Origin of the sequence: Verminephrobacter aporrectodeae subsp. tuberculatae At4 (genome assembly GCF_000193225.1) — a bacterium.
Lineage (GTDB): Bacteria > Pseudomonadota > Gammaproteobacteria > Burkholderiales > Burkholderiaceae_C > Acidovorax > Acidovorax aporrectodeae.
Genome location: NZ_AFAL01000240.1, coordinates 1 through 649, shown reverse-complemented (window position 1 = coordinate 649; position 649 = coordinate 1). Strand labels below are relative to the sequence as shown.

The window sequence follows — 649 nt, the reverse complement described above, 5'->3', positions numbered from 1 at the left end:
CAACGCAGGTGCAGATTGCGCTCGGCGCAGCGCAGCTGGTGGCCTTCCACGAACGCATGGGCGCCAGCCGCGGCGCGCTGCCCTACGACATCGACGGCGTGGTCTACAAGGTGAATTCGCTGCGGCTGCAACGCGACCTGGGTTTCAAGACCCGCGAGCCGCGCTGGGCCGTGGCGCACAAGTACCCGGCGCAGGAGATGCGCACGCGCGTGCAGGAAATCGGCGTGCAGGTCGGCCGCACCGGCAAGCTCACGCCCGTGGCGCGGCTCGACCCGGTATTCGTCGGCGGGGTGACGGTGACCAACGCCACGCTGCACAACCTGTTCGAGATCCGCAAAAAGCAGCTGCGCGTGGGCGACGGCGTGATCGTGCGGCGCGCGGGCGACGTCATCCCCGAGGTGGTCAGCGTCCTGCCCGGCAAACGCCCGGCCTACGTTGCCAACTTCCGCATGCCCACGCAGTGCCCGGTCTGCGGCAGCGCCGTGCTGCGCGAGAAGGGCGAGGCCAACCACCGCTGCACCGGCGGCCTGTTTTGCGCCGCGCAGCGCAAGGAGGCGATCCTGCACTACGCCGCGCGCCGCGCCATGGACATCGAGGGCCTGGGCGACAAGCTGGTCGATCAACTCGTGGACGCAGGGCTGATCCGCAG

The 649-nt window shown here is 70.0% G+C and carries 1 pseudogene; it reads left to right on the top strand.

The annotated features are described in order from the left end of the window. A pseudogene (gene ligA / locus VTU_RS26055) lies at positions 1–649 on the top strand (NAD-dependent DNA ligase LigA); the annotation flags it as partial.